Annotated in this window: 23 protein-coding genes and 4 pseudogenes; 9 read left to right on the top strand and 18 right to left on the bottom strand. The window is 62.7% G+C overall.

Annotation, left to right across the window (positions count from 1 at the left end; translation table 11 throughout):
- Window positions 1-4 precede the first annotated feature (4 nt).
- The 10 genes from AC5ZGW_RS32875 to AC5ZGW_RS32920 all read right to left on the bottom strand — a co-directional run bounded on the left by AC5ZGW_RS32875 (window position 5) and on the right by AC5ZGW_RS32920 (window position 11,094).
- Window positions 5-1,207: an acetyl-CoA acetyltransferase gene (locus AC5ZGW_RS32875; protein ID WP_130226817.1), complete on the bottom strand. Its 1,203-nt coding sequence runs from the start codon at window positions 1,205-1,207 to the stop codon at window positions 5-7.
- Window positions 1,200-2,696 (bottom strand): 3-oxoacyl-[acyl-carrier-protein] synthase III C-terminal domain-containing protein, encoded by a 1,497-nt coding sequence (locus AC5ZGW_RS32880; protein ID WP_207231049.1) that lies wholly within the window; start codon window positions 2,694-2,696, stop codon window positions 1,200-1,202. Before AC5ZGW_RS32880 ends, AC5ZGW_RS32875 begins: the two co-directional genes overlap by 8 nt.
- Complete coding sequence (locus tag AC5ZGW_RS32885) at window positions 2,693-3,619, bottom strand: alpha/beta hydrolase (protein ID WP_245474779.1); 927 nt, start codon at window positions 3,617-3,619, stop codon at window positions 2,693-2,695. Before AC5ZGW_RS32885 ends, AC5ZGW_RS32880 begins: the two co-directional genes overlap by 4 nt.
- Window positions 3,616-4,356 carry an SDR family NAD(P)-dependent oxidoreductase gene (locus AC5ZGW_RS32890; protein WP_130226816.1) on the bottom strand — a complete coding sequence of 247 codons (741 nt, stop codon included), beginning with the start codon at window positions 4,354-4,356 and terminating at the stop codon, window positions 3,616-3,618. Before AC5ZGW_RS32890 ends, AC5ZGW_RS32885 begins: the two co-directional genes overlap by 4 nt.
- A gap of 4 nt (window positions 4,357-4,360) precedes the next feature.
- Entirely contained in the window at window positions 4,361-5,185 is an 825-nt protein-coding gene (locus AC5ZGW_RS32895; protein ID WP_130226815.1) for an enoyl-CoA hydratase/isomerase family protein, read from the bottom strand.
- Between the two features lie 249 nt (window positions 5,186-5,434).
- Complete coding sequence (locus AC5ZGW_RS32900) at window positions 5,435-6,601, bottom strand: CaiB/BaiF CoA transferase family protein (RefSeq protein ID WP_130226814.1); 1,167 nt, start codon at window positions 6,599-6,601, stop codon at window positions 5,435-5,437.
- Window positions 6,602-6,673: 72 nt separating this feature from the next.
- Entirely contained in the window at window positions 6,674-7,828 is a 1,155-nt protein-coding gene (locus tag AC5ZGW_RS32905; RefSeq protein ID WP_130226813.1) for an acyl-CoA dehydrogenase family protein, read from the bottom strand.
- Window positions 7,829-7,973: 145 nt separating this feature from the next.
- Entirely contained in the window at window positions 7,974-8,468 is a 495-nt protein-coding gene (locus AC5ZGW_RS32910) for a hypothetical protein (protein WP_130226812.1), read from the bottom strand.
- Window positions 8,465-9,571 (bottom strand): phosphotransferase family protein, encoded by a 1,107-nt coding sequence (locus tag AC5ZGW_RS32915; protein ID WP_130226811.1) that lies wholly within the window; start codon window positions 9,569-9,571, stop codon window positions 8,465-8,467. Before AC5ZGW_RS32915 ends, AC5ZGW_RS32910 begins: the two co-directional genes overlap by 4 nt.
- The gene (locus AC5ZGW_RS32920) at window positions 9,541-11,094 is read right to left on the bottom strand and encodes an acyl-CoA synthetase (protein WP_130226810.1); all 1,554 of its coding nucleotides are present in this window, start codon (window positions 11,092-11,094) and stop codon (window positions 9,541-9,543) included. The genes AC5ZGW_RS32915 and AC5ZGW_RS32920 overlap by 31 nt, the downstream gene beginning before the upstream one ends.
- Window positions 11,095-11,356: 262 nt before the next feature.
- Here AC5ZGW_RS32920 and AC5ZGW_RS32925 point away from each other — a divergent pair, with 262 nt between their 5' ends.
- The 3 genes from AC5ZGW_RS32925 to AC5ZGW_RS32935 all read left to right on the top strand — a co-directional run bounded on the left by AC5ZGW_RS32925 (window position 11,357) and on the right by AC5ZGW_RS32935 (window position 14,777).
- Window positions 11,357-12,586 (top strand): ABC transporter substrate-binding protein, encoded by a 1,230-nt coding sequence (locus AC5ZGW_RS32925; protein ID WP_130226809.1) that lies wholly within the window; start codon window positions 11,357-11,359, stop codon window positions 12,584-12,586.
- A 46-nt stretch (window positions 12,587-12,632) separates the two neighbouring features.
- Window positions 12,633-13,748 carry an Rv3169 family protein gene (locus tag AC5ZGW_RS32930; protein ID WP_130226808.1) on the top strand — a complete coding sequence of 372 codons (1,116 nt, stop codon included), beginning with the start codon at window positions 12,633-12,635 and terminating at the stop codon, window positions 13,746-13,748.
- Window positions 13,749-13,880: 132 nt separating this feature from the next.
- Window positions 13,881-14,777 carry an acyl-CoA thioesterase gene (locus tag AC5ZGW_RS32935; protein WP_165435284.1) on the top strand — a complete coding sequence of 299 codons (897 nt, stop codon included), beginning with the start codon at window positions 13,881-13,883 and terminating at the stop codon, window positions 14,775-14,777.
- A 968-nt stretch (window positions 14,778-15,745) separates the two neighbouring features.
- On the opposite strand, the gene AC5ZGW_RS32940 is transcribed toward AC5ZGW_RS32935, so the two are convergent.
- From AC5ZGW_RS32940 to AC5ZGW_RS32950, 3 genes are all read right to left on the bottom strand, one after another.
- Entirely contained in the window at window positions 15,746-16,633 is an 888-nt protein-coding gene (locus AC5ZGW_RS32940) for a tripartite tricarboxylate transporter substrate-binding protein (RefSeq protein WP_245474781.1), read from the bottom strand.
- Between the two features lie 277 nt (window positions 16,634-16,910).
- Window positions 16,911-18,023 carry an isocitrate/isopropylmalate dehydrogenase family protein gene (locus tag AC5ZGW_RS32945; protein ID WP_130226804.1) on the bottom strand — a complete coding sequence of 371 codons (1,113 nt, stop codon included), beginning with the start codon at window positions 18,021-18,023 and terminating at the stop codon, window positions 16,911-16,913.
- A 23-nt stretch (window positions 18,024-18,046) separates the two neighbouring features.
- A complete protein-coding gene (locus AC5ZGW_RS32950; protein WP_245474778.1) occupies window positions 18,047-18,670 on the bottom strand; it encodes a GntR family transcriptional regulator in 624 nt (207 codons plus the stop codon).
- Window positions 18,671-19,035: 365 nt separating this feature from the next.
- Here AC5ZGW_RS32950 and AC5ZGW_RS32955 point away from each other — a divergent pair, with 365 nt between their 5' ends.
- The 5 genes and pseudogenes from AC5ZGW_RS32955 to AC5ZGW_RS32975 all read left to right on the top strand — a co-directional run bounded on the left by AC5ZGW_RS32955 (window position 19,036) and on the right by AC5ZGW_RS32975 (window position 22,841).
- The gene (locus AC5ZGW_RS32955; RefSeq protein ID WP_165435283.1) at window positions 19,036-19,938 is read left to right on the top strand and encodes a LysR family transcriptional regulator; all 903 of its coding nucleotides are present in this window, start codon (window positions 19,036-19,038) and stop codon (window positions 19,936-19,938) included.
- A gap of 101 nt (window positions 19,939-20,039) precedes the next feature.
- Window positions 20,040-20,291, top strand: a pseudogene (locus AC5ZGW_RS32960) (NAD(P)-binding domain-containing protein); the annotation flags it as partial.
- A gap of 49 nt (window positions 20,292-20,340) precedes the next feature.
- A pseudogene (locus AC5ZGW_RS32965) lies at window positions 20,341-20,658 on the top strand (NAD-binding protein); the annotation flags it as partial.
- 48 nt (window positions 20,659-20,706) lie between these two features.
- A pseudogene (locus AC5ZGW_RS32970) lies at window positions 20,707-21,486 on the top strand (IlvD/Edd family dehydratase); the annotation flags it as partial.
- A complete protein-coding gene (locus AC5ZGW_RS32975) occupies window positions 21,486-22,841 on the top strand; it encodes an NAD(P)H-dependent oxidoreductase (protein WP_130226799.1) in 1,356 nt (451 codons plus the stop codon). The pseudogene AC5ZGW_RS32970 and the gene AC5ZGW_RS32975, both read left to right, overlap by 1 nt.
- A 278-nt stretch (window positions 22,842-23,119) precedes the next feature.
- On the opposite strand, the pseudogene AC5ZGW_RS32980 reads toward AC5ZGW_RS32975, so the two are convergent.
- Together AC5ZGW_RS32980 and AC5ZGW_RS32985 are read right to left on the bottom strand one after the other, a co-directional pair.
- Window positions 23,120-23,441: pseudogene (locus AC5ZGW_RS32980) on the bottom strand (ISL3 family transposase); the annotation flags it as partial.
- 328 nt (window positions 23,442-23,769) lie between these two features.
- Window positions 23,770-24,186, bottom strand: a complete 417-nt coding sequence (locus tag AC5ZGW_RS32985) for a hypothetical protein (RefSeq protein WP_130226798.1) — start codon at window positions 24,184-24,186, stop codon at window positions 23,770-23,772.
- Between the two features lie 254 nt (window positions 24,187-24,440).
- Here AC5ZGW_RS32985 and AC5ZGW_RS32990 point away from each other — a divergent pair, with 254 nt between their 5' ends.
- Window positions 24,441-24,914: a TRAP transporter small permease gene (locus AC5ZGW_RS32990; protein ID WP_474418833.1), complete on the top strand. Its 474-nt coding sequence runs from the start codon at window positions 24,441-24,443 to the stop codon at window positions 24,912-24,914.
- 45 nt (window positions 24,915-24,959) lie between these two features.
- On the opposite strand, the gene AC5ZGW_RS32995 is transcribed toward AC5ZGW_RS32990, so the two are convergent.
- The 3 genes from AC5ZGW_RS32995 to AC5ZGW_RS33005 form a co-directional block, all read right to left on the bottom strand.
- Window positions 24,960-25,154 carry a hypothetical protein gene (locus AC5ZGW_RS32995; protein ID WP_130226797.1) on the bottom strand — a complete coding sequence of 65 codons (195 nt, stop codon included), beginning with the start codon at window positions 25,152-25,154 and terminating at the stop codon, window positions 24,960-24,962.
- A 70-nt stretch (window positions 25,155-25,224) separates the two neighbouring features.
- Window positions 25,225-25,647 carry a type II toxin-antitoxin system VapC family toxin gene (locus AC5ZGW_RS33000; RefSeq protein ID WP_130226796.1) on the bottom strand — a complete coding sequence of 141 codons (423 nt, stop codon included), beginning with the start codon at window positions 25,645-25,647 and terminating at the stop codon, window positions 25,225-25,227.
- Window positions 25,644-25,898 carry a FitA-like ribbon-helix-helix domain-containing protein gene (locus AC5ZGW_RS33005; RefSeq protein ID WP_130226832.1) on the bottom strand — a complete coding sequence of 85 codons (255 nt, stop codon included), beginning with the start codon at window positions 25,896-25,898 and terminating at the stop codon, window positions 25,644-25,646. The genes AC5ZGW_RS33000 and AC5ZGW_RS33005 overlap by 4 nt, the downstream gene beginning before the upstream one ends.
- Window positions 25,899-26,518 lie beyond the last annotated feature (620 nt).

Genomic DNA, 26,518 nt, shown 5'->3' on the forward strand with positions numbered 1-26,518 from the left:
GATCTCAGACTCCCTCGCGGCCGATGATCGAGACCGAGCACACGTTCTGCGACGGCTGGCCGCCGAGATTGTGGATCAGCCCCAGGCTCGGATCGGCGAGCTGACGGGCGCCAGCACGGCCGTTGAGCTGCAGATAGATCTCGTAGAGCATGCGAATGCCGCTCGCGCCGACCGGATGACCGAAGCTCTTCAGTCCGCCGTCGATCTGGCAGGGCACGCGACCGGAGGCATCGAACTCGCCCTCGAGCACATCCCGCACCGCGCATCCTTCGTCCGACAGGAACAGGTCTTCCATCGTGACGAGCTCGGTGATGGAGAAGCAGTCGTGCACCTCGGTCATGCTGATCTGCTCGCGCGGGCGATCGATGCCGGCCTCGATATAGGCCTTCTTGGCCGCGATCCGAGTCGTGTGAAAATAGCTGCCGTCCCAGCCGTTGCCCTGGAGCTCCCATCCGTTGGAGCAGGCGATCTGGAGCGCCTTGAACGTCACCAGATTGCGCTTGCCCATACCACGCGCGATGTCGGGCGTCGTGACGATGACAGCCGCAGCCCCATCGGACACGCCGCAACAATCGAACAAGCCGAGCGGCGCGGCGATGGTCGGTGCCCGCAGGCATTGCTCTTCGGTGATCGTCTTCTGCAGATGTGCTTTCGGATTCTTGGTGCCGTTGTCGTGGCTCTTGACCGAGACGTGGGCGATGGCGCGCTTGAGCGTCTTCGGATCGACGCGGTGCTTGTAGCGGTAGGCGGCGGCGACCTGCGCGAAATTCGCGGGCGCAACCGCGTTCGGATACCATTGCGGAATATACGTTCCGACGGTGGCGACCGGCAGGCCGCCATAGCCGGTATCCTTCAGCTTCTCCACGCCGACCGCGAGGGCGATGTCGCAGGCGCCCGCGGCCACCGCATAGACCGCGGCGCGGATCGCTTCCGAGCCGCCCGCGCAGAAGTTCTCGACGCGCGTCACGCCGATATTCGGCAGCCGCAGCGCGATGCTCATCGGCGTTCCGCCGCGGCCGGTTCCGACGTCGTCCATGTGCGTGGAGAACCAGGCGGCGCCCAATTGATCGGGCGTGATCCCCGCATCCTGCATCGCCTCGCTATAGGCCTCGAGCATCAAGTCCTCGGGGCTCGCCTCCCAGCGCTCCCCGAAACGACTGCATCCCATGCCGAGGATCGCGACCTTGTCTTTGATGCCACTAGCCACGTTTGCCTGCTCCTTCAATTGCCGTTCGTGATCGCGCCCGATGCGTCGCGCGCCGGCGTTGCCTTCCAGAAATACCGCGTGTAGCCGCGGACCGTGTCGACGTCCTTGATCCTGAAGACCATCTCCATCGCCGTTCCGGAATCGACTTCGCCGACGTCGAGATCGGTGAATCCATCAGGATGCGGCCGCCGCCCTCGAAGTCGATCTGACCGTAGTGATGCGGCGGCGACGGATGGTAGGAGAGATATTCCGCCGACCAGCTCAGGATGTGGGCCGCCCGGTCTGCGAGCTTGTAAGGCTCCTGCGTGTCCTGCAGCGGCGCGCCGGGATCATAGGATAGGCGCGATGGCGGAAAGTGGACGCTGCCGGTGACGCGGCACTTGCCGGCTACGAGGCCAAGCAGCGCCGTGCGGTTGCGCCATGCCGTGCTGAGCGCGGTCTTGCGGTCCTGCTCGCCGCGCATTCCGCGCTCGAGCTGGAGCTGGCCGCCGAACGAGAGAAAGCGGGTATAGTTGCGGTCTTCCTTGCCGCGCGAGAGCCAGCTCGAAACGCCGCGCACGGGCCTGAAGCCTGTGATCAGCGGTGTGGTCCGCAGCACGATCGCCTGGGCTCCGCTGCCGAACTGCGTGAGCACGATGATCTGGCCGGGCTGCGCGCGTTCGAGAACATGCGCAAGCATGATGAGCCCGTGCGCCGCGCCGCAGTCGCCGATGCGCTCCATCATGGACGATGCGATTGCGTTACCGCGCACGCCGCAGGCCTTGGCGACCTGCGCATCCATGCGCGAGAACGACGTCGGAAAAATGAAGTGATCGACCTTGTCGGCGGTGACCCCCGCTTCCTTCAAGGCTGCGGCCACCACGCGCGGCACGAGCTTGCTGATGCCCTCTTCGCGGACCCAGCGTTCTTCCCACTGGTAGTCGATCTCCGAGCCTGTTGCACGGAAATGGTCGACGAAATCGACCGACAGCGTCGCGGATCCGACCAGTTCCGCGAGCACATTGTTGCGGCCGATCAGGAGTGCTGCCGCGCCATCGCCATAGTCCAGCTCCTGCGTGCTCGCCGCACGCGTCCTGCGCCGGTCGGCGGCCAGTACGAGGACATCGCCCTTATAAGTGTTGCTGCGCGCGATCGCCTGCGAAATGGCGGAGAGGGCCACGCGCTGCGTTCCCCCGAGATCGGTGGCCTCGACCGTATCGTCGAGCGTCAGCGCGCCGGAAACGATCGCCGAATTCAGCCGCTCCGCGAACGGCGGCGTGTTGGTGGCGAGGAGAACGCAACGAACGTGAGATCGGTCCTCCGATGGTCCCAGACAGTCGCGTGCCGCCGCGACCGCCATGGTGACGCTGTCCTCGTCCCAGTTGGCAAAGGCGCGCTCGCCCTTCTGGCTCGCGAACTGCGGAGCGTACCAGGCGTTCGCCTGAGCTACGGCCTCGCGTGAGAGACGAAGGCGGGGGATGTAGCCCCCGAACGCGGTGATTCCGATCATGGAGGGTTGCTTCCTGTCTGTACGCTCACGAGATGAGTCGCAATGAATTTGCCGCCGGCTGCCACCGCCTCGCGGGCCTCGGGCAAGTGGTCCGGGAATTGCTGGAAGACGTGAATCATGCCGGGCCAGATCTCCGAGCGGACGGAAGCACCGGCCGCGTTGGCGCGTGCCGCAAAGTCCTCGGTGTCGCTGACAAGCGTTTCGCGCGCGCCGACCTGCATCAGCATCGGAGGCAGCGCGCGCATGATCTCCGCGCTCGCAAGCAGGGGTGACAGCCGCGGATCCTCGGTGCTCACGTCGGGTCCGAGCGCGCCGCGCGCCATCGCAAGGATCATCGGACGCTGGTGGATCGGATCGAGCGCGGCGCGCGACTGGTAGCTCTCGCCCGATGCGGTGAGGTCGGTCCATGCCGACATCAGATAGGCTGCGGCCGGAGATGGTTTACCCTGCTGCAGGCGCGCAACTATCGTCCCTAGAGCCAACGCAGCGCCGGCGGAATCTCCCGCCAGCGCGATACGATCGGCGGGAAGGCCCGACTTCTCCAGCCATTCGAGGACCGTGATCGCATCATCGAGCGCGGCCGGCAGCGGATGCTCGGGCGCCAGACGATAGTCCACCGCGAGAACCTGGATTCCGGCCTCCGCCGCCAGTCGCGCGATGATCTCCCTGTGAGACGTCGGCGAGCCAACGCGGAAGCCGCCGCCATGAAGATAGACGACCGCCGCATCGCGGCGGGCCGCAGCGGGTCGAACCCACTCGCAGGCAACCGCATCGGCCTGCACCGGCTCGATCGTCGCGGAGACAGAGGAGCTGAAGAGCTGATCCCAATCGGCACGCATTTGCGAAACGGGCGTGTCACGTCGCCAGCGCGAATAGACGCCGCGCACCCGATCGATGACGTCCTCGACGGGATCGCGGCTCACGCTCCGCACCCCATGCCGCCGGACGCGCCCAGCACCTCGCCCGTCACGTAGCCCGCATCAGCCGATGCAAGGAAGGCGATGACGGCGGCGACTTCCTGCGGCGTGCCGAGGCGCCCGACCAGCGTTGCCGAGGTCATAGCCGTCATCAGCTTCTCTCCGCCGTCCTCGACCGCACGCCGCAGCATCGGCGTGTCGATCGGTCCGGGCGCGACGACATTCGCCGTCACTCCCATGCGTCCGTTCTCACGCGCGATCGAGCGCGTGAAGGCGATGACGCCGCCCTTGGCCGCGGCATAGACAGAGCCGCCCCTGGAGCCCAGCCGGCCGGCTTCGGAGGCCACGTTGACGATGCGCCCGTAACGCGCCTGCTGCATTCCCGGCAGGACCGCATGAGTCGTGTTGAGCACCGCGCCGAGATTGAGCGCGATCAGGCGCGCCCAATCCTTCGGTTCCGTCTGCGTGAAGAAAGCATGCTGATCGGCGCCGGCGCTGTTGACGAGAATATCGAACGGATCGCTGTGCGCGAGCGCGGCTGATACCGCGGCGTGGTCCGTCAGGTCCACCGCGACGAATGTCGCGCCGATGTCGCCGGAGATCCGCGCGCCGTTGGCTGCATCGATGTCCGCGATCAGCACGTCCGCGCCGGTCGCCACAAGCCGAGCGGCCGTCGCCGCGCCGATGCCGCTTGCGCCACCTGCGACCAGAGCCCGCCGCCGCTTGACGTTGTCAGCCGCCATCGCCTCAGCGCCCCGTGAATTTCGGCTTGCGCTTCTCGATGACGGCAGCGAGGCCCTCGCGCGCGTCCGCCATGCCTGAGAGAACCTCCTGTGCCTGGTTCTCCTCAGGCATGGCTGCTTCTACTCCCTCACCGAGGCCGTTCCAGAGCAGACGCTTGGTGTTTGCGAGCGCCGCCGGCGCACCCGCGGCGAGTGTTCGCGCCAGCTCCCATGCCTGATCGAGCAATGCCGCGTCGGGCACCATGCGCGTGATGAGCCCCATCTCGAGCGCCTGCGCCGCGTCAATGACCGGGTTGAGCATCAGGATTTCCATCGCGCGGCGCAGACCGACCAGATGGGTCAGCGTCACGCTGACTCCGGCGTCCGGAACCATGGCCACGCGCGTTGCGCCTGCAATGAATTTTGCCGATTGTGCGGCGACGACGAAGTCGGATGCGCACACCAGACCCATGCCGCCACCGCCGGCCGCATAGCCGTGAACCGCCGACACCACCGGCGCTTTCAATCGGATCAGGCCGGTCGCAACCAGTCGAAGATACGCGGTCGCGACGCGAATATAGGCAGGCAAATCCGTGCCCTTGGCGAGGAAGGCGTGGACGTCGCCGCCGGCGCAGAAGTTCGTGCCCTCACCTGTCACGAGCACGGCGCGCACGCGGTCGTCGCCATGCAGCAGCATGATCACGCGATGAAGCTCGGAGAGAAGCTCGACGTTGAGACCATTGGCCTGGTCCGGTCGATTGAGTTTCACATGGGCAACGCCGTCCTTGTGCAATTCTGCAAGGACGGGACCGTCAGCACTGAGGACGTGGTGCTCTGCAATCTCTGTCATGACGCGGTTCCTCAAACCCTGGACATGGTCGCGGTCGCATGACGACCGGCTGTTATGAATTAATAGTCCGGCCATCCGGTTTATGTCAACGCTGAACGAGACTTCACGGATGGTATTTGGCTTGAGCGAGAAAGCTGCGGCGGTCTCCCGGCTCTCTCGCTCTCAAGATTTCCTCGATCTTTGTCCGGATCAGAACAGACCAACAACCGGCGTCTCAAACTCAGACAACGTTGCGCGGACAAAGCATGCTCAAGTTCCGTCAGTAGGCTGATAGGCTGCGCCGTTTCGCAGGAGATCCTCGATGGCGCCGGTCTCATAGCCGACCTCGCGCAGGATCACGCGCGTGTCGCGGCCCGTTGCCGGGGCTGGAGCAGGCAGCCCTCCCTTGGTGCTTTCAAATCGCGGCCCCGGCGCCGGTTGCGAACCGGCCTCCGTCATCGCGAATGTTGCGCGGGCGACATAGTGCGGATGAAGCGGCGCCTCGTTCATCGAGAGCACGGGCGTTACGCACGCATCCGTCCCCTCGAACCGCGCCACCCATTCGGCACGGGTTTTCGAACGAAACACGGCGGCGAGCTTGTCGCGCAGCGCCGGCCACGCCTCCGCGCGCCACTGGTCCTTGAAGGCGGGATCGCCGATGCCGCAAATATCGAGCAGGCTGCGATAGAATTGCGGCTCGATCGCCCCCACCGCGACGAACTTGCCATCGGCGCATTCGTAGGTGCCGTAGAAATGCGCGGCCCCATCGAGGAAGTTGGCGCCGCGCTGATCGCACCAATAGCCCTTCGCCGCCATGCCGTAGATCGGAGCCATCAGCAGCGCCGCGCCGTCGGCCATCGCCGCGTCGATCACCTGTCCACGTCCGGTCGCCGTCGCTGCGACAATGGCGGCCACCACGCCGAACGCAAGCAGCATTCCTCCGCCGCCGTAGTCCCCGACCAGGTTCAGCGGTGGTGGAGGCGGCCTGTCGTCCGAGCCCATGGCGTGCAGCGCGCCGCTGAGCCCGATGTAGTTGATGTCATGGCCCGCCATATTCGCGTAGGGACCGTGCTGGCCCCAGCCGGTCATCCGTCCATAGACAAGGCGCGGATTGCGGGCGAGGCAGACCTCCGGACCGAGCCCCATGCGTTCGGTCACGCCCGGGCGAAAGCCTTCGATCAGCACGTCGGCGCGTTCGATGAGGCGGAGCGCCGCCTGCACGCCGGCAGGCTGCTTCAGATCGAGCGCAAGCGATTGGCGGCCGCGATCGACGAAGCCGTCGTTGCGGAACAGGCCGTCGGCCGCGCTGCCGCGGACCGGCGGCCGATCGACCCGGATCACACGCGCGCCGGCATCCGCAAGCATCATGCAAGCGAACGGGCCCGGACCTATTCCTGCGAGCTCCACCACGGTCAAGCTAGATAGCGGACCCGACATTCGCCCTCCCTAACCACATTGCGACTTCGCGGACAGGCGTTATAAGACCGCGCCCACTACACGCCGCCCGCCTCACATGCGCTTGGCGACTTCCTCGAGCATGACCTCGGTGGCGCCGCCGCCGATGGTCAGGATGCGCGCATCCCTCACCATCCGCTCGATCGGGGTTCCCGACATGTAGCCGATCCCGCCATGGAGCTGCAGGCAGGTGTGCACCACCTCCTGCAATGTTTCTCCCGCGAGCGCCTTCAGCATGGAAACTTCGCGAACGACGTCCTGGCCTTCGTCGACCATCTGCGCACACTGATAGGTCAGTGCGCGCACGCCGGCCGCCTTCGCCGCCATCCATGACAGCTTGTTGCGCACGACCGGCTGCTCCCACAGGGTCTTGCCGAACGCCTTGCGCTGACGCAGGTAGTCGAGCGTCACCTCGATCGCCTTGGAGCACGCGCCGGACACCAGCCCGCCGATGACGAGACGCTCGTTTTGGAACGTGCTCATGATGTAGTAGAACCCGCGGCCTTCCTCGCCGAGCAACGCGTCATGCGGGACCAGCGCGTCCTGGAAGAACAGTTCCGAAGTGTCCGAGCTCAGCCAGCCATGCTTGCGAAGCTTTCCGGAGATCGAGAAGCCCGGCGTGCCGCGCTCGACGATGAAGAGTGAAAGGCCGCGCGCGCCGCGGGCGTCCGGATCGGTCCGCGCCGCCACGACATAGATGTCGCCGAGCACGCCGTTGGTGATGAAGGTCTTCGAGCCGTTGATCACCCAGCCGGCGTCGGTCCGGGTGGCGCGGGTCTTGAGCCCGGCCACATCGGACCCCGCGTTGGGCTCCGTCACGCAGACGACGCCGACCTTCTCGCCGGCGCAGGCCGCAGGAAGATAGCGCGACTTCTGCGCCTCAGTGCCGCGATGCGCGATGTGAGAGATCGACATGTCCGAATGGACGGTCAGCGAGCTCGCCACGCCGCCGAAGGACGAGCGCGAGAGCTCCTCGGCCAGGATCACCGACGACAGCGCGCCAAGGCCGCCGCCGCCGTACTCGACGGGATGGCGCATGCCGAGCACGCCGAGCGAGCCGAGGTCGCGGAACACCTGCCGGGGAATCTCGCCGGTCTGTTCCCAATCTTCCGCCTCCGGGACGATGCGCTCCTCGACATATCTGCGGATTTGGGATCTCACGAGGACCAGCTCCTCGTCCAGCATCGCAGGTTCGGCAAATTCAAACATGGTCTTCTTCCTCGGGATGCGCAGGCCAGAGCCGATGGCCATTAATAAACCGACGCGTCGGATTTGCAATAGTTCTGGTCCAATGCGGCCCTGTGGCGCAGGCGCGATGCAGGATGCAACCAGACGCGCGGCCGCGACGCTGCTGTCAGGCGCCTTCCTCGCCCGTGGCAATCTGATGCAGCATGGATTTCGGCGTCATCGCGAGCTCGACCTTGAGCTGCTCGCAGATCGATCGGCGCAGGAACAGTTCGATCTCGCGTGCAACTGCGGGATCCGCCGTCCTGGCATCTTCGCTGCTTGCCCAGAACAGGAGCTCGCCCAGGATGCGATCCCCATCGTCACGCAGGGCCTCGACGGCCGCGGAATCGGCTGTGGCGCCTTCCGCGCGCGGCAAAGCCGGGATCGGGGGATGCCTCATCTTGCCCGCCAGCCGTCCGACTTCGGCGAGAGCGGCGTCCTGGACGCGCACCTGTTCCAGCAACGGGCCGGCTTTCCAATCCGCCGTGAGCTTCAGCCCGTTCAGAGCGAAGATGGTGGAGAATATCTGGCCCCGCACGAATTCGTCGCCACTTCTCGGAAGCACGTGGCTTCGCAACGCTTCGATCATGCCGTCAATCAATCGGTCGAAGGATGCACTCATACCGCGGCCTCGAGCGCCCGGTCGAAGGCTCGCACGATCGAAGCCATCTGACTCGCCATCACGGCCATGCGCATGTCGTTGAACTTGTCCACCTCGAAGGCTCGAACGGCGCGCATTTGGATTGCCGCCGCCTGGTACAGGGCGAATGCCTCGTAATATGCTAGGCTTTTCTCGGAAATCTGCACACCGGAGGCACGCTGATAGCGTTCAATCACTTCGTTGCGCTCCACGACGCCATAGAGCTTCCTGCTTCGGCCATTGAACGTAGGCATCAGCGCCCAAGCCAGATCCTCATGAGGATCGCCGAGATGAACAAGTTCCCAATCGAGAATGGCAGTGATCCGCTGCTCGCGCTCAAGGAAATTTCCGATCCTGTAGTCGCCATGCACAATCGTCCGACGTGGCGGCGAGGGACAGTTGTCGAGCAGCCATCGCCCGCCCCAATCGAGCAGCGGATAGTAGCGCGCGGTCGGACGCGCGAGCGACGCGCACCAGCCGGCGATGGCACGGACCTCGTCGCGTTCGCCGCTCTCCGCATGCAAGGACGCAAGCTCGGTCCCGCGCCAGTCGAGTCGGTGCAGTTCGCCCAGGATCGAGATGAATTGGCCTGCGATGTCGCGCCGATGCTCTTCGCTCAGCTTGCTTCCGGCCCAGGGCGCGGGCACATCGCCTTCGACGTGCTCGCAGACGAAGAACGGACAGCCGAGCGCCGTTCCTTCCTGATCGAACGACACAAGCCCGGGAACAGGGACCTGCGTTCCGTTCAGCGATTGCAACGCATGGACCTGAGGCAGCACCGAATAGGGCGCGAACAGGCCGTTCGGTGGCCCGACCCGCAAGATCAGCCGGCGACTGGCTCCCGCTCCTGCCCGAGCACCGAAGCTGTAGGTGATCCAGGAAAAGCCGGACGACTTGCGCTCAAGGCCTTCGATCTCGACCTCGCTGCCCAACTCTTGTCGGAGATGCCGTTCCAGCGCGGACAGCACTGTAGGCTCGTCGAAGACGATGGCCGCTCGGGCGGAATCTTGCGTCGATTGCGCGGTTCGTTCCTTCTGCGTCACGGCGACCTGCATCAATTCACCGACCTCGTATACCCGCGCCATTTTTCCTCACGTAGCGCGGACTTCATGATCTTGCCCGAGCCGGTTAGCGGCAGCGGCTCACGCCTGATTTCGACCGAACGCGGGCATTTGTAGCCGGCAATCAACGTCCGGCAATGCGCAATCACGGTTTCCGCGTCGAGCGTGAGCCCGTCTTTCGGCACGACGATCGCGTGAACAGCCTCGCCCCATTGCGGGTCAGGCACGGCGATGACAGCGCATTCCCTGACATGCTCGTGCTGGAAAATCGCATTCTCGACCTCGCCGGAGTAGACGTTTTCTCCGCCCGAGACGATCATGTCCTTGATGCGGTCGACGATATAGACGAAGCCGTCCTCGTCCATCCAGGCGCCGTCGCCAGTGTGCAACCATCCATTGCGAAGGACGCGCGCAGATTCCGCGGGCTTGCGCCAGTAGCCGAGCATGACGCCGGCGCCGCGGATCGCGATCTCTCCGACGGTCCCGCGCGGCACTTCCTTGCCTGCGTCGTCGACGATGCGGACCTCGACGCCGGGCGCCGCGCGGCCGGCCGATTTCCGCTTCGCCGCCAGGGGCCCCTCGAGCGCGTGATACTCCCAGGGCAGGATGGTCGCCAGAGCAGCGCTTTCGGTCATGCCATAGCCCTGGTGAAAGCGCCAACCCGGCAGCACCTGCATCAGCTTGATGAGAAGCGCGTCCGGCATCGGCGAGGCGCCATATTCGCAATCCTTGACGCTCGAAAGATCATATCGCCCGAACGTAGGATGGTTGAGCAGCATGTTGAGCATCGTCGGCACGAACAGGCAGTAATCCACACGGTGCTCGGCGATCGCCTTCATCGCAAGCTCCGGCTCGAATTTGGGAATGAGGACATGGGTCCCGCCGATCAGTGTCAGGGCGACCATCGGCGAGGCGCCGGCAAGATGGAACATGCCCGCCGAATGAAGATAGCGGGTGTCCTCCTTGAATCGGAGTGCGTAGATCCACACCAGCGATTCATAGATGATGTTGGCATGCGACAGCATGACTCCCTTGGGGAAGCCTGTCGTTCCGCCCGTGTAGAAAATTCCGGCGAGGTCATTGTCGGCGCCAGATGCGTCCTCCATCGGATCCTCGGCTGCGAGCTCGTCGTAGCTCAGCATGTTATTCGGCGGGCGCCCCTCATCCATGAAGACGACGGAGGCGAGCAGCCTTGACTCCTGCAACGCCGTCGCAGTCTCCGCAAATGCGGAATCCACCAGGAGAATTCTAGGCTCGGAATCGTTGAGCGCATAGGCATTTTCGGCAACGGCCCAGCGCGTATTCAGCGGCACTGCGACTGCTCCGGCCCACGCGATAGCATAGAGCGCCTCGATATAGAGATCGCTGTTGAACGCCAGGATGGCGATGCGATCGCCGGGCTCGATCCCCAATCGGCGAAAGCCGGCGGCGGCGCCCGCGACCCGGCGGCAGATCTCCTTCCACGTCCGCGACCTGCCGCCGCAGATGGTGCCGACATTATCTCTGCGCAACTGTGCCGCCGAAGTCAGGGCCTGAGTAAGCTTCATGTTTCCTCCGTCAGGGCGATATTGCTCGCCCGTTTTTCCGTGCGCGATCTTTTGAAAGGTCTGCGCTGTCGCAACGGCACCACGAAATGATCCCGTCGCGCAATTGCGTCCTCCCTCGTCGCGCATCTCCAGAAAAAAGTTGATAAGCCGTCTGGACGGTCTATTATTGCATGACAGCTTCGGCAGGTAAAGCGTCGAGAGAACGCAGGCCGCGGGCCGTCAGATGGTTCATCGAACGTGACGACATGGGATGGAGGAGACGATGCGAAGGCAAAGGGCAATCCTTACATTGACCGCGTGGACACTCGCGCTCTGCTGCAGCATCGGCGCAGCAACTGCGCAGAAGGCCTACGGGCCCGGTGTCAGCGACAGCGAAATCAAGCTTGGTGCCAACGCGCCCTACAGCGGCCCGGCATCGATCTATGCGAGCTTCCCGCGGACCATGCTCGCCTACTTTGCGGTGTTGAACGAGAAAGGCGGAATCAGGGGGCGGCAGATCAATTACGTGACCCGCGATGACGCCTACAGCCCGCCGAAGACGGTCGAGGTGACGAGATCGCTCGTCGAGAACGAGCAGGTCCTCGCCATCATGGCGCCGTTCGGCACGCCCACCAATGCTGCGATCCAGAAATATCTCAATTCGAAGGGCGTTCCCCAGCTCCTCGTGCAGAGCGGCGGCACGCGGTGGAACGACCCGAAGCAATTCCCCTGGACCACGCCCTACTCGCCGACCTACGTCAACGAGTCGCGCATCATCGCGCGTTACATCCTGCAGACCAAACCGGAGGCCAAGGTCGGCGTCCTCATGCAGGCCGACGACATCGGCAAGGACTTCCTGCTCGGCCTGAAGCAAGGGCTTGGCACGAAGGCCGACAAGATGATCGTGAAGGAGGAATCCTATCAATCGACCGAGCCGACGATCGATTCGCAGATCGTCAATCTGAAGGCGTCCGGCGCCGACACGATTCTGATCGCGGCTCAGAACAAGTTCGCCTCAATGGCGATCCGCAAGATCTACGAATTGGGCTGGAAGCCGCAGATCTTCCTCGGCTCGACGGCCAACTCGATCAGCGGCGTGCTGATCCCGGCTGGGCTCGAAGCCTCCACCGGCGTCCTCACCACCACATCCTACAAGACCCCGAACGATCCGAGCTGGGCCAATGACAAGGGAATGACGGACTATCTCGCCTTTACCGCGAAATATCTGCCGGGAATGGATCCCAACGACGTGATTGCCGTGACGGGATACACGACGGCGCAGTTGGGCGCGATCATCATCGAGCGCTGCGGCGACGAACTCACCCGCGAGAACGTGCTGAAGCAGGCGACCAATCTGAAGGGGATCGAGCTGCCGATGCTGTTGCCGGGAATTTCGATCCAGACGACACCCGATGACTATGCCGCGATCACGGAGCGCCAGTTCGCGCGTTTCGACGGCAAGACCTGGGTGCTGTTCGGCGACATTCTCGGCGCAGGACCGGGCAAAGACTGAGCCGGGGCGATCAATTCACGTCGAAATCGAAGCAAGGACAAGAACAATGCTGACAGCCCAGGACGACCTTATTGGCCATCAGACGCCGGCGCCATTCGCAACAGCCAGCGCGGGCGACGTACGCTTCACCGAACGCTATTGGTATACGGCCCATCCGATCGACGGCAGCGAGCTCCTTCTGGACATCGGGCTCGGCTATTATCCGAACCGTCGCGTGATGGACGGCTTCGCCGGCGTGACCATCGGCCGCAAGCAGCACAATTTTCGTGCCTCGCGCCGGCTCGGCACGCGCCCTCTGGAGACGTCGGTCGGAGGCCTGAAGATCGAGATCGTCGAGGGCATGAACCTGCACCGGCTCACGCTCGCCGATAATCCGTCCGGCATCAGCTTCGCGCTCGAATTCAGGGCAAGCTTCCCGCCGGCGCAGGAGAAGCAGAACTATCGCGAGCGCGAGGGCGTCGTCGAGGAGGATCTCGCCCGGGTCTCGCAGTTCGGGCGCTGGCGCGGCTGGATCGCGGTCGACGGCAGGCGCTTTGAGGTAACACCGGAGACCTGGTGGGGGCAGCGCGACCGCTCCTGGGGCCTTCGCTCGGAGATGCGCACCGACGAGACGCGGCCGCCGGTCGCCACACACCGCAATTTCTTCTGGACCTGGTCGATGTTCCAGTTCGAACGATCGGCGCTGTCGGTCTTCGTGAAAGAGCGAGCGCCCGGCAAAGCGCACTACCTCTCGGGCACCGAATTCCGCCGCGAAGCCGACGGCTCGATCTCTCATCGCGACGTGACCGCATTCGAGCACGCTATCGAATGGAATGACGACAAGCTCGGTCAGACCATTGCCGCCGCCGATCTCACCTTCAAGTTCGATCGCGGCGAGCCCCGCCATGTCCGGATGGTCGGCCTGCGGACCCGCTTCTATCTCAAGGCCGGCATGTATGGCGGCCTGAAGGGATGGACGCATGGCGATGATCGCGGCGAGCAGCACGCCGCGCACGATGTGTGGGACCTGGACGATGCCGCAACGCGCGCGACGGCCCGCACCCTGTCAGATCATGTCGTCAGACTCGATAGCGGCGGCGAGACTGGCTTCGGCATCAGCGAGTACGGCGTTGCCACAGGCTATCCGCTCTATCCGGCGCCGCAGAAATTCCCGGCGCTGTGACAAGCAGGCACTTCCGCAGCGCGGCCTATTGAAGCGGCGCGAGCAACCACTTTCTCCCGAGAGAGACTTGGCGAGGACGGCTCTGCCGGCCTTGCCATCTTTTGTTCGATCTCGGTCACAAGGATGATGGCGATGCACGATGAGGCCTACGAGCCGTGGGACGAAGTCAACATCGAGGCCCTGGTTTCGCTCGAACCGACCGGACCGGGTCGCTACCGTAGCTGGTTCGGTGATGGCAATTTGAATGGGCGCTCCTACGGCGGCCAGATCCTCGGGCAGGCGATGATGGCCGCCACGCTGAGCGCTCCGGACGATCGACCCGCATCCCTGCTGCAACTCCTGTTCCTGCGCGGTGCCGATCCCGGCCAGCCGGTCGAGTTCGAGGTCAACTCCCTCCAGGATGGCAAGCGGTTCTCGTCCCGCCATGTCCTTGGCGTCCAGGGTGACGGCCGTCTGGTGCTGGATGCCCATGCGACATTCTGCGCGCCACAGCCCGGGCCGCGACACGCAATCTCATCGTCGGCGTTAGCAGAAGACCCCGAGAGCCTGCCGGAATTGACGACGATTCCCGATGTCCTCATGCGGCAATTGCGGCCGCTCGGCCCCTACTCCCGCCATGTGAAGCCAAGCATGGACTTTCGCATTCCCGACATCGAACGGCAGCTCTCCGAAGCGACCGCGCAATCCCGCCTCAGATTCTGGCTGAGGGGACGGCAACCCCTAACCGCCGGCTCGCGGGCCCAGCAGGCCGTCTTTGCCTATCTCTCCGACTGGTGGCTCAATTTCAGCAGCGTCAGCGGCCACCTGCGCGACCTGCAATCGAAGGAGCCGCTCTATCTCTCGAGCCTCAACCACTGCATCTGGTTTCACCGCGCCTTCTCGCCCGATGGCTGGATGCATTTCGACACAGAGAGTCCCTGCGCCGAGGGAGGGCGCGGATTGTCCATCGCGCGTATCCATGATTTTACCGGAACGATGATTGCGACAACGATCCAGGAAACTCTCATGGTGCATCTAGCGGAGTCCTAAAGGCGAGCGACCCGCACCATCGTCTTCAAGGAGTGAATCTAGCCCACTCGGGGCGAAACGCGGCGCCCCGCCTCAAATACAAAGGATCGGTCGGAGCCAAGCTCCAGCGCAAGATTACGCGCGCGAAGTTTCAGGTGAATCAAGACTTGCGTGCACAAATACCGTTTGACCACTCTCAAACGGTTTTTCTGGCTAGGTCATTGATTTGGCTGGCGCACCAGGGCTCGAACCTGGGACCGGCTGACTATCTTTGATCTTCAGGCGCGCCGGGAGATTGGCGCATTCCAGCCCGAGTCCGGCTGGGCTAAGGACTATAGCTTTTCGCCAGATGGCCAGACCGTCACGCTCGGCTATCACGACGGCGGACGCTTTACGTATCGGACCGATGGGACATTTCTGGATCGCAACTTATGGCTGGCCAGCGGGCTTCATCTGCCCGGCGCGATCATCACCTCGTTCGGTTTCGCCATCGTCGAGGCGCTGGTCCAGTTCCTGGCCAGCGCGCGATGGGGTTTCCCTGCTCTGCTCGCCATCGTGATCCTGGTCCTCATCCGCCGGCCCGGCGGATTGTTCGGCCGGGTCGAAGTGCGGCGTCTGTGAGGTCCATGTGAAACGCGAAGATCTCGCCCATCTCCTGGTCTGTGAATAAGCGCCGAACTTTGACCCCTAAGGGCTTCCAACGTTGACCCTGCACGACATGAATTTTCCGGCGACGGTTCAAAGGTTTCGATATTATCGGCTGGGGTCAACCTTCGGCGCCGATAGGGGTCAAACAGCGCGCCGAATTACAGCGACAGGCAATCGCGAATTTTTCTGGAATAGGCCGCATTCGATCGGCGGCGGTCGGATGCGCGGCGATGATGTTCCGTAGAGGTTGATTTTCTGCTGACCGAACTTCACCGAAACACGCGGGCACCTTGCCATGGCCCCTGGGGCGGGTTCGTCGCAGCGGTGGTTATCAGCAAAACCTAGTCGGCGATGCTGATGCGAGCATCCGTGATGACCTTGGACCAGCGGTCAACTTCGGATGAAACGAGTTCCTTCAAGTAGGCCCGCGATTGATTTTCGCGTGCAGGAACGACGGCTCCCAGCTTCTCGAGACGATTGACCGTGTCCTGATCGGCCATGGCTTTCTTGTATGCGTCCTCCAGCTTGTCGATGATGTGGGCCGGGACGCCCTTCGGTGCGAAAACCGCCGTCCATGCATCTGCCTGATACGCTTTGAGGCCGCCTTCTTCGGACGTGGCGACGTCGGGCAGGACTTTCGACCTCTGCAAGGACGCGACGACGAAAGCCTTCACCGTGCCTGCCGAGACCTGCGGCGCGACCGTGATGACCTGATCGCAGGAGTAGTCGATCGCTCCGGACATGAGATCGGTCATCAATGGACCATTGCCGCGATAGGGCACTTCAGTTGGTTTGCTGCCGACCAGGATGTTGAGTAGGGCGCAAGTCAGATGGGCGTTCGAGCCGACGCCGGAGTGACCAACCTTGAGGTCCGCGCCTTTCTGCTTCATGAGCGCGATGAACTCCGGAAAGGTGGCGGCGGACAAATCTTTTCGAGCGAAAACGACGATCGGTGCGGACGCGGCGAGACCGATCGGTTCGAAGTCCGTACGTGGATCGTATTTGCGCTTCTCGTACAGCGCGAAAGATGAGGCGTGCGTGCCCATGTGCCCCGTGAGCAAGGTGTAGCCGTCGGGCGCTGCCTTCATCACACGGATCGATCCGGTCGTGCCGCCAGCACCGGCCACGTTCTCAATGATAATGGGCTTTCCCAACTGCTTGCTCATGCCTTCCGAGACGATCCGCGCGATCACGTCCGTGGCGCCGCCGGCGGCGAACGGCACGACCATCGTGATCGGCCGAGTGGGGAAGGAGCTCTCAGCGTAGGTCGCCGATGCCATCACTGAAATCAGAACCGAGAATCCGGCGGTCAGAATCGTCCTAACGATCATTTCTACCTCCCTTCTTTTTTGGTTTCGGCGGGGCGCAAATTGATCGCGTCCCCGCCGACCTTGTCAGGTCACACTAGGATAGGTTCTGGCGGTCAGAACGATTTTCTCGACATGGTCGCATTCGTCACCGGCGATGGCTGGTCCCAGTTGGTTGATCCGGCGCTTCCAGCCGACGTCAGGCGACGGCCCGGATCGCCTCGGGCATGGCTGCGATGGTTGCGCGCGTCATCTCGGCGCACCCCGATCCACCCTTGAGTTCGATGGGGACGTTCCCGGCAGCGAAAGCGGCTTCGATGGCGCGCTCGATCAGACGTGCGCGCAACTCCAATCGCTGGTCCTCGTATTTGTCGGCCAGCCAATCCAACATCATTGCGCCCGAGAGGAACATGGCGCACGGGTTCGCCTTGCCCTGTCCGGCGATATCCGGCGCCGTCCCGTGTGCAGGCTGAAACAGTGCATGGTTATCGCCGATGTCCGCCGAGGGAGCCATTCCCATGCCGCCTACAAGCCCGGCAATGAGATCCGACAGAATGTCGCCGAACATGTTCTCGGTGACGATGACATCGACGGTCCAGGGCGCCTTGACAAGCGTGAGCGCCATCGCATCGACGTAGGCATGGTCGCTCGTGACGGCGGTGTGCGATGCCGCAACTTCGTCGAACACCTTCCGAAAGAAGGCCATCGAGCTGAAGACGTTCGCCTTGTCCACGCAGGTGACGCGCGCTGATCCGCGGCGGTCCTTGCGGCGCTTTGCGAGCCGGAAGGCGTATTCGCTGACGCGCGCCGTCCCCTCGCGGGTGATCCGCATCGTATCCAGGGCCTCGCGATCCTCGATGACGGTACCTGTACCGCGTGCGTAAAAGAGGCCCTCAGTCTGTTCGCGGACGAGAACCAGATCGGTTTGGCGCGATCGGTCGTCGCTCAGGATTTGAGGCAAACCCGGAAACCAGCGTATGGGCCTGATCCCGGCATAGAGGTCGAATTCCATGCGCAGGTCGAGTTGCGGAATGATTTCGGTGCCATCGGGCAAGCGCACGTCCGGCCATCCCATCGCACCGAACAAGATCGCGTCGGCCGAGCGGCATGCGTCGATCGTGGATTTCGGCAATGCATCGCCGCTCTCGAGGTAATATTGCGCTCCCGCATTATGCGTCGTGAGCCGAAGTTTAGGGCCCTCGGCGACGTTCTCGGTTGCCGCGAGCAGTTCGATGCAGGCCGCCGCGACCTCGCGTCCGATGCCGTCGCCCGGAAGAACCGCAATATCGAGCGTGTCGTTGTGTGTCGCCATGTCGAACCTCCATGGTGGTGAATTCAAATCTGGTTCAGGCCCACTCGCGCCAGGAGAGCGAGCAACTCGCGGCCCGCGCGTTGCCTGTGAGACCTGTGAACGTTGTGCGCGGCTTCAGGATCACCTCGGCGGATTGCGTCCACGAGTGCAGAATGTTCTTCGGTCGATGCCGTGGGGATCGCGCGCATCCGTAAGGTCACCATGCGTGCCCGGTGAACTCGATCCATGAAGTTCAGGACCACGGCTTCGAGCTTCCGGTTGCCGCAAAGCGCGAGCAGGGCTTTGTGGAAATCCTCGTCGGCGCAAGCCCATGCGTCGAGATCTCCGGCCAAAAGCGCGCGCTCCATCGACGCCGTCGCGGAGACCAACGGGGCGAGGTCCTGCGTCGATAGTGAACGTTGCGCAGCGAGTCCGGCCGCAGTCGCCTCGAGCGAGGTCAGCACCTCATAGATCTCGCGCATGTCATCCGCAGAGACAGGCAGGACGCGCAGTCCGTGACGGGGAACGACGCGTACCAATTCCTCCTGCTGCAGCTTCATCATTGCCTCGCGCACAGGCGTCCGGCTCATCTTCAAGTGATCGGCAATTTCTTGCTCGGTGGCTTGGAATCCGGCGGGCCACGCGTTGTTGAGGATGAGGACGCGCATCGCCTTGTGCGCCGCATCCGAACGACTTGCGCGGGCCCTAGGCGTTGCGACTGTCGCTGAGTTTCCAGAACGAGGAATCCGGGCCCTCACCTTCGGAGCGGACTTGCCGCGGGTCTCGTGTGTTGTCGGCGCACGGCCGCGGCGTCCTGCTGATGTTCGAGACGAAGCCATTCGAGCCATCCGGTGTCTCTTTACCGTCACATTATGCATGCGATAACGTATACGTAACTGGTGAGTCCGGCAAGCCGCTCGAGGCGGTGGCTCCGGTGCCGGTTGAAACGAGGGCAGGTTTCCGCGAGAAAGCATTCGACGGAGCCTCGACGTTACGAGGCGGTCTCCGCGTCCAAGGAAGCGTCTTCGCCCCAATGGCTCATCTCGATCTCATTTCATTGCGGCTGTTCGCTTCCGTGGTTGAGCACCGCAACATTGCTCAGGCCTCTCGCGCGAACAACATCGCTGCGTCGGCCGTCAGCAAGCGGGTGGCCGATCTCGAAGCACGCTTCGGCGTCGCATTGCTGTATCGGCTTCGCGACGGGATCGAGGTCACGCCGGCGGGCGAAGCGCTTTACAGATACGTGCAGAGCATCTCGCGAATTGCCGAGGACATGGATGCCGAACTGAGCGAGTTCTCGTCAGGCGCGAAAGGCCTGGTTCGGCTGTGGGCCAACACCTCGGCGGTGACCCAGTTTCTTCCGGAAGACCTCGCATCCTATGTGGCTCAGTATCCCGAGGTCCGCATCGATCTGCGCGAGGACACCAGCGACAGGATCGTGCAGGCCGTCGGCCAAGGAACGGCGGATATCGGCGTGATATCCGATCAGATAGACCACTCCTCGATCGAGACCCGTTTGTACCGGCGCGACACCTTGATGGTGATCGTGCCAAAGGGGCACGAGCTCGACGGCCGCGACAGCGTCCGCCTCGGTGAAACCGCGTCTTATCAGCATGTCGGGCTGCAGGCGGGCAGTTCGCTGCAGGCGAAGATCCTGACGGAGGCGAAGACTTCGGACATCGACATCCGGATGCGGGTGCAGGTGTTCGGTTTCGACGGCGTCCGCCGGATGGTCGAGGCCGGGCTTGGGGTCGCCGTCCTGCCGGAAGGAGCGGTATTGCCCTATATCGAGAAGGGCGAATTTGCGGCAATGAACCTCAATGAACCGTGGGCGCAACGCTCGCTGCTGGTGGGATATCGCGAATTCCGGTCGCTACCCGTCGTGGCCCGCGCCATGATCGAATGTTTCGCGCCTGGTGAAGTCCCTAGTCCGTAGCCATCGTGATTGGCGTTGGGCGGCGTTCCCATCCAGTGATGCAACGCTTCTTCCGGAAAAGCTAGGTTCGCCCAAAGGCGATCGTCACCGACGGGATAAGCATGATCGAACGAACCAAAATCGGCTTTGTCGGCCTTGGTCAGATGGGGCGCCACGTGGCGCGTAACCTGATGAAAGGCGGAGATCCGACCATCGTTTGCAACCGTAGTCGCGACACCTTCGCGTCATTCGAGAGGGCCGGGGCGAAAACGACCACCAATTATCTCGATCTAGCCTCCTGTTCGGTCGTCTTCCTGTGTCTGCCTGACACTGCGTCCGTTGACGGCATTCTGCTTGGAAGCAACGGCCTTGCGGCGAACCTCGCACTGGGATCGATCGTCATCGACCTCAGCACGAACTCGCATGCCGCCGCTGTTAATTCCATTCCGAATGGCCGCACCCGCCAAAGTCTTGCCGATGGCGGTGAAGCTCGGTCTCGATCCCGACCTCGTCGCCGAAGTCGTCAACGGCAGCACGGGCAAAAGCTACGCGTCGGAGGTCTTCGTGCCGAACATTCCCAAGGGCGAGTTTGAGTCGGGCTATCCAATGAAGGCTGCCTATAAGGACATGATCTGCGCCGCCACGTCGTCGGCCGAGCAGCGCATCCCGCTTCCCGTTCTGGCCGCCGCGACTGCCACCTATCAGCAAGCACTGCAGCAGGGACACGGCAAACTCGATAAGGGCGCGATGATCCTTCCGAACGAAAAGCTCCTGCAGGTCGAATTCCGCATGGAGGATTTTCACGCGGCAGGCGGCGTCGGCGCCGTGTTGCGTGAACCGAAGCCGCTCCTGCATCTGGACACGATCGATATCGAAGGCGTCACTCTTGCGGAGCGCCTCGCGGCGTCGCTGGACTGGATTAATCGCTCGGTCATCCCTAGCGCTGATGATCCCGTCTCCGAGGTCGGCGGCCTGATCGCCCTGAAGAGATCGCTTGCACCGGACGGCGCCATCTTCAAGCGTGCAGCAGCATCGCCGGAGCTGTTCGAAATCGAGGGACGCGCGGTGGTATTCACCGGCCTCGAGGATCTCAGCCGCCGGATCGACGATCCCGATCTCGACGTCAAGGCAGACGATATCCTCGTTCTGCAGAATGCCCGTCCGGAGGGAGCGACCATGCCGGAGGCGGGTTATCTTCCGATCCCCGAGAAACTGGCTCGGCAGGGCGTCAAGGACATGGTCCGCATTTCGGATGCCCGCATGTCCAGAACGGCTTTCGGCACGATCGTGCTGCACGTCGCTCCGGAAGCCGCAATCGGCGGCCGTTTGGGTGCCGTTCGCACGGGAGATTGCATCCGGCTCTCGGTCGCGAACAAGAGGATCGCCCTTCCCGTTGACGACATCGAAATCGCGCAGCCGCTGGCGTCCCATCGTCAGCCGAGCGTTCCGAAACGCGGATACGAAGCGCTATATCGTCGAAGCGTATTGCAGGCCCCTCATGGCTGCGATTTCGATTTCCTCGTTGGGGACGTCGAAGGCGGCCAGGACAATCAATCGGAGACGTGCTGATGAACTTCTTCAAGATGTTGCAGACGCGGGAGGCCAATGGTCGGCCCATCCGCGTGGGTCTCATCGGTGCCGGAAAGTTCGGTTCGATGTACCTTGCCCAGGTACTGAAGACGCCGGGCGTTCATCTCGTCGGCATTGCGGACGTCGCTCCGGCACGTGCGATCGAGAACCTCGCCCGGGTCGGTTGGCCGTCCGAACGCCATGCAGCCAAATCGCTCGACGACGCGCTTGGCAATGGAACGACGCACCTGACGGATGATTGGCGCGCGGTCGTGGCCCGCCCCGAGATCGGGATCATCGTCGAATGCACCGGCAATCCGATTGCGGCGATCGAGCACTGCCTCGTGGCGTTCGAACACGGCAAGGACGTGATCAATGTCACGGTGGAAGCCGATGCGTTCTGCGGGCCGATGCTCGCCAAGCGCGCGAAGGCCTCGAATGTCCTCTACAGCCTCGCCTACGGTGACCAGCCCGCGCTTACCTGTGAACTTGTCGATTGGGCACGCGCATGCGGCTTCCCAGTCGTGGCGGCAGGGCGCGGGCATAAATGGCTGCCTGCCTATCGCAAGTCGACCCCGGAGACGGTTTGGGACCATTGGGGCGTCACCGCGGAGCAGGCGGCGCTCGGCGGCATGAACCCGAAGATGTTCAACGCGTTTCTCGACGGCTCCAAGCCTGCGATCGAAAGCGCGGCGATCGCGAATGCGACCGGTCTTGATGCGGCCGATGACGGGCTGAGCTTCCCTCCGGGATCGGTCGATGACATTGCCGCGCTGATGCGGCCCAAGGCCGAAGGCGGCGTGTTGTCGCGCAAGGGACTCGTCGAGGTCGTGTCCAGCCTTCGCCCGGACGGGACGCCGATCCCCAACGATATCCGAAAGGGCGTCTGGGTGAGCTTCGAGGGCGACACCGAATACATCCGGAGATGCTTCAAGGAATATCAGGTGATCACCGATCCGAGCGGTCGCTACATGAGTTCCTACAAGAAGTGGCACCTGATCGGTCTGGAACTGGGCATCTCGGTTGCGTCGATCGGTCTGCGCCGCGAAGCGACCGGCGTGGCCACGGCCTTCAACGCCGATGCTGTCGCGACGGCCAAGCGCGATCTGAAGGCGGGGGAAGTGTTGGACGGCGAGGGCGGTTACACCGTGTTCGGCAAGCTCGTTCCGGCTCGAAAGTCGCTCGCAAGCGGATATCTGCCGCTGGGCTTGGCCCATGGCATCAAGTTGGTCCGCGACATCCGGTCGGACGAGCCGATCGCCTGGCAGGACGTTTCGTGGGACACGAAGTTGCCAGCGTTTGCTCTCCGCAAAGAACTCGAAGCCACCTTTGCGAGGGCGAGCGCCGCAGAGTAGGCAAAGCCGAAATCTTTCCGGACAATGGATGCCCGAAAGCGGGCCATGACAACCATCACGGCCCGATTGCTGCACATATTCGTGGCGAATGGCGTCGTTGCCGATTCCGTGTGCGGTCGGTATCAATTTTGCCAACGTGGGGTAGCGCGAGGCCTATTTCAAATGGTTGGCCGACCCTGCCAAATAGTGCGCTCCCGGAGGTGGTGATGAGCGCAGCGACAAACTCCACGACATTTCCTGTCATTCGGCTTGCAATACGGGCTCCGACGCAGCTCCGTTCATTCTGCGCCGATCAACCTGGCTTGAAGCAGATCGATTTTCCCGCGGCCGTACATTTGGTGTCTGACGAGCTTGAGGCGCGTGATCTGACCTTCAGTCTGTCCGTTGGACCAGGGCAAAGCGATTGCTGCTCGAACCGCCGCTTCATCTTTCGCGACGCCGCTGGCGAAACGAGACGACGAGGCTGGCGCGGGCGCGCTCGATCCATGGGATGAGGCCCACCTCGATCTTGCGCCGGATCATCAGGTGGAATTCGGCGATGATCTCGCGTGCCTCGACCAGGCTTGGTACGCCGGCCTCGATTGTTATTCGGCGTAGGGTCCGGAGACCGATCGGCGTCTTAAGTGATTGATTGATCTCGCAAGCGTAGGGGTCAATGTTGGGCGCCGCTTCACACCCTGGCGCGTTGACAGGCGAAACGGTACCTGCTGGGCAAAGTGCGTCCCTCAAATTGATCGCCGCTGTCGCCGTTGGGTCTCCCTCACGAATCCGGGGGCCAACACACGTCTGCGCTAGTCTAGTATCCCTCAACCCGAGTACGGCCGGTAGGCCGGGTGATCCTGCTTCAAACGTTGGAGCAAATGCCCGAGGAAAGACGAGACGGCGAATGCATCGCGAAGCTTGCCATGTCCACTTTCGACTTTGAGCTTCACGCTGGAGCCGTCGTCCAGATCGAGGTCAATCGCGCGGAATTCCTGCTTGTCTTGGTATTCGGCGCGGGTCCCGACAATCGATGAATAAGACACGCCCTGGCTATGTCGGCCAGAAACAGCCCATTCTCGCCGACGATGAAGGCGATCTCATCGGAGTCCTCTGCGATCGTCTGCACGCCGAGCACGGCCCCTATGCCGGTGGCGTTAGCCGTCAACCAGCCGTTTGCTTTCTCGACAAGATCCGGCCGCACGGCCGCTGATCGAAAGCCGTAGGAGTTTTTCAGGTACTTTTTGGTGCAGAATTGCACGTGATCGACTGGCATCTGTGGACTCCAGCTGACCGGCAGCACGATGATTTCAGTAGGGCCGATAGTTTCAATCCTAGCGCCGTAACGTAGCTCGAGAACGCGCAAAAGTCTGTCGTTTGTTATTGAGCCCTCGATGCATGAACGAAGCGCTCAATTAAAATGAGTTACGAAGAAAGTTGTGGTCCTGTCCTAGCGCTCCAAGCTGAACGATCGTTTTTCGGTCGACGCATCCTGGAACATGTCGATATACTCGGCATGACGCAAGCCACTATGGCGCCCACGCGACGGTTCGCCAGCCTCGGCCCGAAGCAGTTCTCGTCGACGGGCTCGGCGCGTTGGTCTTGGCTTTGAACGTGATCGTGGTTCTGCTTTCGGTCTTCTACCGATATGCGCTCCACGAACCTATCGAATGGGCCGAAGAGGCCGCTCGCGTCCTTCTGATCGCTGTCACCTTCGTCGGCGCGGCGGCCGCACTGCGGCGCGATCAACTGACCGGCATCGAGGCGAATACGGCAAGGCGTCGGTACCCTCATCACAGTTGTGGTGGCCGCGAGCCTTGTGGTGCTCAGCATTCGGCTCGGCTATGCGGTGAGCGGCCAGGAAAGTCCCGGCGGCTACCCGCAGTGGATGTTCGTCTATCCCGTCACCATCGGCGCAGCGGCAATGACGGTGTTTGCCTTGGGCAAGGCAGCCTCAATTCCCATCCGGATCCTCGTCACGGTGCGGTGCTTTCGGCAGTGGTCTGGCCATGGTCGTTTTGTTTTCAGGCAGTTCGGGCGGGGGACTGGCTCTTGGCGTGTTGGGAGTTTCCGCCTTCACGCAACTCCGCGTAATAGACTTCGCGCAGGAAGATGCGCTGATGCTCAGGGGCGAGAGCATCAAAGTAAGCGAGGTTCTCCTCTTCCTGCCTTCCTGTCTTCCTGCCCATAACGGGTCTTCAGCCAGCCGGCGAGCTCCTGCCTGTAGTTCTTCATCGCCTTGCCCGGCTGACCAGCCAGAGGCTTCGTTGGATCGGCGAGGTTCACAGGGTCGAGATAACGATCACGCACTCCGCCCCAGTTTGCGCCAGCCATGCCCGCAGCCATGACGATAGACGCGCCGGCACGGACGTCGCCGGGAACGTAAGCACCGAGCGAATGGAGGTCAGGCGCTTGTGTTCCAAGGATTGATGACAGAGATGCCTGCTGCATCGAATGCGCTGGCGTCGCGCGTCGCCACGATGAAGTCTCGCGATGCAGCGATCGCTGCGATGTAGCCATCGGGCGTCGGGAAGCCCTTGCCTGCGGCGCGAGCCCTGACTGCCAGATCAGCATACTGGCGTGCGGCGTCAGTATCGAACGGCAAAATCCTGTCCGCGAACAACTCCATCAGGCCGTTAAGCGCCTCAGCCAACCTGTCCTTGCGCTTGCCGGGTGCAAGCGCGTTGATGCCGAAGAGCAACTCGGCGACGGTGACGCTCGATATGTAGATGGTTTCCGCGACTTGTTCATCCAGCCAACGAAGGACATCTGGATTCGGCTGCGGTTTCATCGCCTCCGAGACGACATTCGTATCGAGGACGATCATTCAAAGCTCATCGGCTCGGCAGGTTTCTTCTCGCGACCGCGCGTCAAGGCATCGAGGTCCTCATTCGTAAGCCCGATGCGGCGGCCGAGGTCAGTGAGTGCGGTACCCAATCGGACACGGCGTTCGGGACGGACGGCAGCTTCGAGGATTTCGCGCATCTCGGCCTCGGTACTGCGACCATGATGGGCCGCGCGCACCTTGAGAGCTCGGTGGGTCGCCTCGGAAAGGTTTCGGATTGTGACAGCGGGCACGATGGCACCCCAAAATTGACGATGGCATTGATAGCAATATATATAGTTTGCTATCATTTTGCAAGTCGGACGGGGCGGCGCTTGCGCCGCATCGGTCTTGAAACTGGCGAGTTCCCAATCTCGACTGGTAACAGCGTTGTCGCCGTCACGGGCAAAAAAGGGCGTCACCTCTTTCGTGCACTTGAGCCGGACCCCAGACATCCTGCTCGTCCACTCGTTGTCCTTTCGAGTTTCGGAGCCGGTAGAGCGCAACCGTTCAGTGCAGAAGTTCAGCACGGGGCCGACGCTTTCGACCCCTGTGTGTACCGAAAACCTTATCCGAGTTGATGATGTAATGGAATCGCCTAAGCTGGCGGAATGATCGGGCTGCTTTGTTTCGTACTGGCCGTCTTGGCCTCGCCTCTCAAGTCGAAGAGCCGACTTGAAGCAGAGAATGCGGCGCTCAGACATCAGTTGATTGTCTTTGAGGCGTAAGCTGCGGGGTCGCGTCCGGCTCAGCAACGATGATCGCTGGTTCTTCATTCAGCTGTATCGCTGGTTTCCATCGATCTTGCAGGTCCTCACGATCATCCGGCCCGAGACGGTCGTGCGTTGGCACCGGGCCGGCTTTCGCGGCTATT

This window comes from Bradyrhizobium sp. Crot121 (assembly GCF_059512385.1).

What these genes read in the sequence shown, in the direction of transcription:
- AC5ZGW_RS32890 (WP_130226816.1), bottom strand. Translation starts at nt 4,356, where the DNA reads ATGGCGGCTGACAACGTCAAGCGGCGGCGGGCTCTGGTCGCAGGTGGC.
- AC5ZGW_RS32925 (WP_130226809.1), top strand. Translation starts at nt 11,357, where the DNA reads ATGCGAAGGCAAAGGGCAATCCTTACATTGACCGCGTGGACACTCGCG.
- AC5ZGW_RS33000 (WP_130226796.1), bottom strand. Translation starts at nt 25,647, where the DNA reads ATGATCGTCCTCGATACGAATGTCGTCTCGGAGGCGATGAAACCGCAG.
- AC5ZGW_RS32935 (WP_165435284.1), top strand. Translation starts at nt 13,881, where the DNA reads ATGCACGATGAGGCCTACGAGCCGTGGGACGAAGTCAACATCGAGGCC.
- AC5ZGW_RS32895 (WP_130226815.1), bottom strand. Translation starts at nt 5,185, where the DNA reads ATGACAGAGATTGCAGAGCACCACGTCCTCAGTGCTGACGGTCCCGTC.
- AC5ZGW_RS32975 (WP_130226799.1), top strand. Translation starts at nt 21,486, where the DNA reads ATGAACTTCTTCAAGATGTTGCAGACGCGGGAGGCCAATGGTCGGCCC.
- AC5ZGW_RS32910 (WP_130226812.1), bottom strand. Translation starts at nt 8,468, where the DNA reads ATGAGTGCATCCTTCGACCGATTGATTGACGGCATGATCGAAGCGTTG.
- AC5ZGW_RS32940 (WP_245474781.1), bottom strand. Translation starts at nt 16,633, where the DNA reads ATGGTCGTGCCGTTCGCCGCCGGCGGCGCCACGGACGTGATCGCGCGG.
- AC5ZGW_RS32880 (WP_207231049.1), bottom strand. Translation starts at nt 2,696, where the DNA reads ATGATCGGAATCACCGCGTTCGGGGGCTACATCCCCCGCCTTCGTCTC.
- AC5ZGW_RS32945 (WP_130226804.1), bottom strand. Translation starts at nt 18,023, where the DNA reads ATGGCGACACACAACGACACGCTCGATATTGCGGTTCTTCCGGGCGAC.
- AC5ZGW_RS32930 (WP_130226808.1), top strand. Translation starts at nt 12,633, where the DNA reads ATGCTGACAGCCCAGGACGACCTTATTGGCCATCAGACGCCGGCGCCA.
- AC5ZGW_RS32900 (WP_130226814.1), bottom strand. Translation starts at nt 6,601, where the DNA reads ATGTCGGGTCCGCTATCTAGCTTGACCGTGGTGGAGCTCGCAGGAATA.
- AC5ZGW_RS32920 (WP_130226810.1), bottom strand. Translation starts at nt 11,094, where the DNA reads ATGAAGCTTACTCAGGCCCTGACTTCGGCGGCACAGTTGCGCAGAGAT.
- AC5ZGW_RS32915 (WP_130226811.1), bottom strand. Translation starts at nt 9,571, where the DNA reads ATGGCGCGGGTATACGAGGTCGGTGAATTGATGCAGGTCGCCGTGACG.
- AC5ZGW_RS32905 (WP_130226813.1), bottom strand. Translation starts at nt 7,828, where the DNA reads ATGTTTGAATTTGCCGAACCTGCGATGCTGGACGAGGAGCTGGTCCTC.
- AC5ZGW_RS32950 (WP_245474778.1), bottom strand. Translation starts at nt 18,670, where the DNA reads ATGCGCGTCCTCATCCTCAACAACGCGTGGCCCGCCGGATTCCAAGCC.
- AC5ZGW_RS32955 (WP_165435283.1), top strand. Translation starts at nt 19,036, where the DNA reads ATGGCTCATCTCGATCTCATTTCATTGCGGCTGTTCGCTTCCGTGGTT.
- AC5ZGW_RS32995 (WP_130226797.1), bottom strand. Translation starts at nt 25,154, where the DNA reads ATGGCTGGCGCAAACTGGGGCGGAGTGCGTGATCGTTATCTCGACCCT.